Below are 6,477 nucleotides of genomic sequence, written 5' to 3'. Positions count from 1 at the left end.
GGGTATCTGCGCCCTCGGATCGTTCCGACAGCGCAGATACCCCGCACTCAACGGGGGCCGTGGGGCTCGGGTCTGTGGCCGACGCGCACTGGGTCGCGGCCGATCTGGGGGCGCCCGATCACGGGTCCGGGCGGCCCGGGGTCGCCACCGTGGCCGGGCGGGTCACCACCGTCTCGATCGTGCGCGGCGCCTGGGAGGTCCGGCTGGTCCGGGTCGCCGACGACGTCGACGCCCGGGCGACGGCCCTCCAGATCGGCGGCTGGGCCGCCGGCCCCGGCCTCGACTCGACGCTCGTACCCCTGCTGGGCGACGTCGCGCCGGTCAGCGGCACGGCCACGGCCGACGACGCGACGCCGCTCGCCGGCCCGACGACCACCCCCTGGCTGCGGTACGCCCCGGTGCCGGAGGGCTGGACCGGCGCCGCCGTCCACCTCGGGCGGACCGCGGCCGGCGATCAGGACCCACCGACGGCCCCGGCCGCCGCACCGCACCTCGAGCTCACCGCCGGACAGGCCGTCGTGACCTGGCCGGACGGGGAACGGACCACGGCAGAGCTGCCCACGGCAGACCTGCCCTGACCACACGCACCCGGTGGTTCGTCACCGGGGCGTCGCAGTACGACTCACTCGAAGGAGAGTAGGAATGAACCGCAAGATCATGAGCGCGCTCGGCATCGCCGCCGCCGCGTCGCTGGCCCTGACGGGGTGCGGCGGACAGGACGAGCCCGCGGCCGCCGACGGCCCGGTCACCATCAGCCTGGCCGGCTGGGACTTCGCGTCCACGCCGGAGTTCCAGACGCTCGCGGACGCCTATCACGAGGCGAACCCGGACGTCACCGTGGAGCTCAAGGAGTACCCGGCCGGCGACGACTACGACACCGCGCTGACGGCCGACCTGTCCGCCGGCGCCGCGCCCGACGTCTTCATCGTGAAGAACCTGAAGAACTACATCACGTTCCAGGAGGGTGGCACGCTGCTCGACATCTCCGACGTGGCGGGCGAGCTCGACCCGGCGACGGGCGGCCTGGAGCCGATGGCCGTCGACGGCAAGACCTACGCGGTGCCGTACCGCCAGGACTCGTGGCTGCTCTACTACAACAAGGAGCTCTTCGAGAAGGCCGGCGTGGACCTGCCCGACGGCTCCTGGACCTGGGACGACTACGCCGAGGCCGCCGAGAAGCTGACCAAGGGCATCGGCGAGAAGGAGGTCACGGGCACCTACCTGCACAGCTGGCAGTCCACCGTGCAGGGCTTCGCGCTCGCGCAGACCGAGGGTGCCTCCCTGGACGGCGGCGACTTCTCGTACCTGGCGCCGTACTACGAGCGGCAGCTCGCGCTGCAGGACAACGGCTCGCAGCCGTCGTTCGCGACGGTCACCACGAACGAGCTGGCCTACCAGTCGCAGTTCGGCACCCAGAAGGCAGCGATGCTCCCGATGGGCTCCTGGTACATCGGCACGCTGGTCGCCGAGCAGGCGTCGGGTGCGGCCGACACGTTCGAGTGGGGCATCGCGCCGATCCCGCAGCTCGACGAGTCCACGACCGGCACGGAGAACACCCCGGCCACGTTCGGTGACCCGACGACGATGGGCATCAGCTCCAACATCGACGAGTCCAAGATCGAGACCGCGAAGGACTTCCTGCGGTTCGCCGCGGGCCCCGAGGGTGCCGCCGCGCTCGCGGAGATCGGCATCACGCCGGCCCTGATCGACGACGCCGTGGCCGACGCGATCTTCGCGCTCGACGGCGTGCCGCAGGACGACCTGTCCCGCTTCGCCTACACCACGCACGACACGCTGCCGGAGAACCCGGTGGGCCAGAAGACCGCGGCCATCCAGACCATCCTCGGCGAGATGCACTCGGCGATCATGTCGGAGTCCACCCCGGTGGACGAGGCGATCACCGAGGCCGAGGAGCGCGTCGCCAACGAGGTCGGCTGATGGCGACTCCCGTCGCCGAGGACCGGCGGACGCCCGGGCTCACGCAGCCCGGGCGCCCGCCCCTCCGGGCGCCCCGCACGTCGCTCAAGATCCGCAACGCGCTGATCGGCTGGACGTTCATCCTGCCGAACTTCGCCGGGTTCGCGGTGCTCACCCTCGTCCCCGTGTTCACGCTGTTCTACATCTCCCTGACGAGCTGGAACATCTTCGGCGCGGCGCAGTGGGTGGGCCTCGACAACTTCACGCGCCTGGTGGGGGACAAGAGCTTCCACATCGCGCTCGGCAACACCTTCTACTACGCCGCGCTGCACATCCCGATCACCATCGTCGTGTCGCTGAGCCTGGCGCTGCTGCTGAACCAGAAGCTGCGCGGCGCCGCCTTCTTCCGCACGGTGGCCTTCTTCCCGTACATCACGTCGATCGTCGCGGTCGCGGTGGTGTGGAACATGCTGTTCAGCCCCGAGTACGGGCCGATCAACCAGTTCCTGAGCCTGTTCGTCGACGGCGAGATGCCCGGCTGGACCGTCTCCAAGGACTGGGCGATGCCCGCGGTGATCATCGTCGGCACCTGGAAGGACATGGGCTACTACATGCTCCTGTTCCTGGCCGGCCTGCAGACCGTGCCCGGTGAGCTGCACGAGGCGGCGCGGATCGACGGCGCCAACGCGTGGCAGCGGTTCTGGAACGTCACGCTGCCGTGCCTGCGGCCCACGATGTTCTTCGTGACGGTCATGGTCACGATCCAGAGCTTCAAGGTCTTCGACCTGATCCTCGTCATGACCGACGGCGGTCCGGGCCAGGCCACGCTGGTGCTCAGCCAGTACATCTACCAGAAGGGCTTCCAGCAGTTCGAGTTCGGCTACGCCTCGGCCGTCGCCGTCGTCCTGTTCTTCATCTGCATCCTCGTGACCGTGGTGCAGTTCCTGTACAACAAGCGGAAGGAGGCGTGATGGCCGCCCGTCCGTCCGCCCTCCGGAGGTCCGGCCGGGTGCTGCTCTACGTGGTGATGATCCTCGCCGCGGCGGGCATCATGCTCCCGTTCGCCTGGATGGTGATCTCGTCCCTGAAGCAGAACAACCAGGTGTTCACCGCGCCGGTGGAGTGGATCCCCGACCCCGTGCAGTGGCGCAACTACCTCGACATCTGGGTCAAGGCCGACATGGTCACGTGGGTGCGCAACACCCTCGTCCTGTCCGTCGCCGTGACGCTGCTCCAGGTGCTGACCGGCAGCTTCGCCGCCTACGGCTTCGCCAAGATGCGGTTCCCCGGCCGCGACGCGCTGTTCCTCCTGTACATCGGCACCATCGCGGTGCCGTGGCAGTCGTACATGATCCCGCAGTTCCAGATGCTCTCGAGCTGGGGCCTGAACAACACCCTGTGGGCGATCATGCTGCTCCAGGCGTTCGGCGCCTTCGGGGTGTTCCTCATGAAGCAGTACTACGAGTCGATCCCCGACTCGCTGTCGGAGGCGGCGCGCATCGACGGGCTCTCCGAGTACGGGATCTGGTGGCGCATCATCATGCCGCTGTCGGTCCCGGCCCTGGCGTCGCTGACGATCATCACCTTCGTCTCGACGTGGAACGACTACCTCGGGCCGCTCATCTACCTGCGCGACCGCGAGCTGTGGACCATCCAGATCGGCCTCCAGTCGTTCATCGGGGAGTACAACGCCGAGCACGCGCTGATCATGACGGGGTCCGTGCTGTCGGTCCTGCCGATCGCGCTGATCTTCCTGCTCGGGCAGCGGTACTTCGTGCAGGGCATCGCGACGACGGGCGTGAAGGGGTGAGTGCCGTGGGTGCTGGCGGGGCGGGTTCGGCCGGCGTCGCCGGTGCGGCGGGCTCTGCCGGTGCGGCCGGCGGCGCCGCCGCGCCGCGCCGTCGGCGGACCCTGCTCGGGCCCGAGACCTACGAGCTGGTGTTCGGCACCGTCTACACGGGCCTGATGACCAACCTGCTCCTCGCGGTTGCCTGCCTGCCCCTGGTGGTCCTGGTCGTGGCGACCGATCTCGCCACGACCTGGCCGCTCGCCGCCGTGGCGGCGCCGCTGCTCGGCCCGGCCCTGGTCGCGGCCTTCGCGGTGTTCGGCGCCTTCAGCGCCGACGGGTCGGCGGCGGTGGTCCGCACCTTCGCCCGCGCGTGGCGCCGGCACCTGCGCCGCGGCCTGGCGATCGGGGCGCTCGCGACGGGCGCCGTGGTGGTGGCCGCCGTCGACGTCGCCTTCTTCTGGGGCCGGACGGCGGGGGCGGCCGCCATCCCCGTGCTGGTCACGTTGGCCGCCGTCGCGGTGCTGACGGCGCTCCTCGCGCTGGCCGCCGTGCCCGAGATGCCGGGGGCGCGCCTGCGGGACGTGCTGCTAGCGGCCCTGGTGCTCGGGGTGCGGCGCTGGTACCTCTCGGCCGGTGCCCTGGTCGTCCTGGGCCTGCTGGTGGGCGTCGTCGCGACCCGCCCGGCCGTGGGCCTGGGCTTCGCGGCCGCCCCGCTCCTCTTCGCGACCTGGGGCGTCTGCCGCTTCGTCCTCCGCGCCGCGCCCCCGACGCCCCGCTGACCCGCCCTCGCCCCACCCCGCCCCCGTCCCGGGGCGATCGACCACAGCACCTGCTGCCGGACTGAGTCGTCGTCCGGCAGCAGGTGCTGTGCTCAACGCCTCGGCCTGCGTGTCGTGAACCGATCGCTGTCGCCGTGCGGATACCAGGGTGACAGTGGTTCCGACTGGCAGGGAGGCACGATGCAGACGAACGAGCTCGCGACGTCGAGCAGGGCGGCGCCATGACGGCGGCCGCCGAGCTGGTGGGCGCCGACGTCGAGCCCGAGGCAGGGCGGTCCGACGCGCAGATCATCGCGGCGTCCCTGCACGAGCCGGAGGACTTCGCGGCCGTCTACGGCCGGCACGCGCGGACCGTCCACCGGTACGCGTACCGCCGGGTCGGGCCCGAGCACGCCGAGGACGTGGTGGCGGAGACGTTCGTGGCGGCGTTCCGCCGTCGGGCCTCCTACGACCTGGCCCGGCCCGACGCCCGGGCGTGGCTGCTCGGGATCGCGACCCGGGAGATCTCGCAGCTCCGCCGGGCGGAGGCGACCCGGTACCGGGCCATGGCCCGCGTGGGGACGACGCCGCCCGACACGGGCCTGGAGGACCGGGCCACGACGGACGTCGCCGCCCGGGCGGCCGGGCGCGCGCTCGGCACGGCGCTCGCCGGCCTCCGCCCCGGTGACCGGGACGTGCTCCTGCTCTGGGCGTGGGGCGACCTGAGCTACGAGGAGATCGCGACGACCCTCGACATCAAGAAGGGCACGGTGCGCTCTCGCCTGCACCGGGCACGCAGGCTGGTCCGCGCGGCGCTGCCGGGTGGGCTCTGGGACGCGGAGGAGGACGGACGATGACGACGAGCACCAGAACGACCGGGCAGGAGCCCGGCGCGCCCGAGGTGGAGGCGCTGCACACGGTGGGCGCGCTGCTGGACCCGTCGGACGCGGGAACGGACGCCGCGTTCCGTTCGGGGCGGGCACGCCTCGCCGCGGAGATCGGCTCGACGGGCCCGGCCGTGGAGGCACCTCCCGTGCGCCGGGGTCTCGGTCGCGGGCCGGCCACCGGCCGTCCGGGCGGTCCGCCCCGTGCGACAGGGCCACGCAGGCGCGGTCTGCGGCTGGTCGCGGGACTGGGCGTCGCGGCCACGGTCGCGGGCGGCCTGCTCCTCGCGCCCACGGCGACCCTCACCATGCCGTGGGACGAGGGCGGCGCCCCTGTGCCGCCCGGTTCGGCCTCGGCGGCGGAGATCCTGCGGGCCGCCGCCACCCGGACCGTCACCGCCGCCGACGACTCGTGGGACCAGGTCCGCGACGACCAGTTCGTGTACTGGTCCACGACGGGGACCAGCCGGTACGAGGTGACGGGCGAGGCCGTCACGAGGAGCTCGGAGGACTACACCGGCTGGTACTCGGTCGACGGCACCCAGGACGGCAGGGCCACCGCGACGTACTCCGCGGGGGAGCCGCTCGACGAGCGGCTGTTCACCTGCGCGGACGGCGGGGACGAGCGGGCCCGGGCGGCAGGTACCGACTGCACCTCGGTGCCCGGCGTCGACCGGGACGCGCCCACCGACGTCGACGCCATGTACGACTACCTGCGGGGGGACGGCGACGGCTCGGCGCGATCGATGTTCGTGAACGCCAACGACCTGCTGCGGACCCTGACGCCGGACGCGCGTGCGGCGGTCTTCGGGGCGCTCAGCCGGGTGGACGGGCTGGTCGTGACCTCTGGTGTCACCGACGCGATCGGGCGGCCCGGCATCGCGGTCGGCGTCGAGACGGCGGACTACCGGCAGGACCTGATCTTCGACCCGGAGACGCACGACCTGCTCGGCAGCGCCAACGCCTACCCGGACGGCATGACGGACGGCCAGGCGATCACGGGCTGGTCGCTCGTCGACAAGGTGGGCCAGACGCCGTGACCGCGGGGACTTGAGCCCGGCCGGTCTCGTCACTTCCCTTTGAGGCCCGACCAGTCTTGCAAGAACAATTCCGGTGTCGGCCATATCCC

At 71.9% G+C, this 6,477-nt stretch carries 6 protein-coding genes and 1 pseudogene; all 7 read left to right on the top strand.

The features are described 5' to 3' along the window. Positions 1-578, top strand: a pseudogene (locus ACFWEJ_RS26020) (hypothetical protein); the annotation flags it as partial. A gap of 64 nt (positions 579-642) precedes the next feature. After that, positions 643-1,938, top strand: a complete 1,296-nt coding sequence (locus tag ACFWEJ_RS26015; protein ID WP_377232072.1) for an ABC transporter substrate-binding protein — start codon at positions 643-645, stop codon at positions 1,936-1,938. Continuing rightward, positions 1,938-2,888, top strand: coding sequence for a carbohydrate ABC transporter permease (locus ACFWEJ_RS26010; protein ID WP_377232071.1), 951 nt, complete (start codon positions 1,938-1,940; stop codon positions 2,886-2,888). Before ACFWEJ_RS26015 ends, ACFWEJ_RS26010 begins: the two co-directional genes overlap by 1 nt. Next, complete coding sequence (locus tag ACFWEJ_RS26005; protein WP_377232070.1) at positions 2,888-3,727, top strand: carbohydrate ABC transporter permease; 840 nt, start codon at positions 2,888-2,890, stop codon at positions 3,725-3,727. The genes ACFWEJ_RS26010 and ACFWEJ_RS26005 overlap by 1 nt, the downstream gene beginning before the upstream one ends. Positions 3,728-3,732: 5 nt before the next feature. Beyond that, positions 3,733-4,485 carry a ferredoxin-NADPH reductase gene (locus ACFWEJ_RS26000; protein ID WP_377232069.1) on the top strand — a complete coding sequence of 251 codons (753 nt, stop codon included), beginning with the start codon at positions 3,733-3,735 and terminating at the stop codon, positions 4,483-4,485. A gap of 221 nt (positions 4,486-4,706) precedes the next feature. After that, the gene (locus ACFWEJ_RS25995) at positions 4,707-5,321 is read left to right on the top strand and encodes an RNA polymerase sigma factor (RefSeq protein ID WP_377232068.1); all 615 of its coding nucleotides are present in this window, start codon (positions 4,707-4,709) and stop codon (positions 5,319-5,321) included. Beyond that, complete coding sequence (locus tag ACFWEJ_RS25990) at positions 5,318-6,388, top strand: CU044_5270 family protein (protein ID WP_377232067.1); 1,071 nt, start codon at positions 5,318-5,320, stop codon at positions 6,386-6,388. The genes ACFWEJ_RS25995 and ACFWEJ_RS25990 overlap by 4 nt, the downstream gene beginning before the upstream one ends. Positions 6,389-6,477 lie beyond the last annotated feature (89 nt).

Source organism: Promicromonospora sp. NPDC060204, assembly GCF_042728455.1.
Taxonomy (GTDB): Bacteria; Actinomycetota; Actinomycetes; order Actinomycetales; family Cellulomonadaceae; genus Promicromonospora.
The sequence above is the reverse complement of the archived record's forward strand: the minus strand, read 5'-3'. Positions and strand labels throughout refer to the sequence as shown.

Bases quoted from the DNA above. Each gene is read 5' to 3' on its own strand.
- ACFWEJ_RS26005 (WP_377232070.1), top strand. From the start codon at position 2,888: ATGGCCGCCCGTCCGTCCGCCCTCCGGAGGTCCGGCCGGGTGCTGCTC.
- ACFWEJ_RS25995 (WP_377232068.1), top strand. From the start codon at position 4,707: ATGACGGCGGCCGCCGAGCTGGTGGGCGCCGACGTCGAGCCCGAGGCA.
- ACFWEJ_RS25990 (WP_377232067.1), top strand. From the start codon at position 5,318: ATGACGACGAGCACCAGAACGACCGGGCAGGAGCCCGGCGCGCCCGAG.
- ACFWEJ_RS26010 (WP_377232071.1), top strand. From the start codon at position 1,938: ATGGCGACTCCCGTCGCCGAGGACCGGCGGACGCCCGGGCTCACGCAG.
- ACFWEJ_RS26015 (WP_377232072.1), top strand. From the start codon at position 643: ATGAACCGCAAGATCATGAGCGCGCTCGGCATCGCCGCCGCCGCGTCG.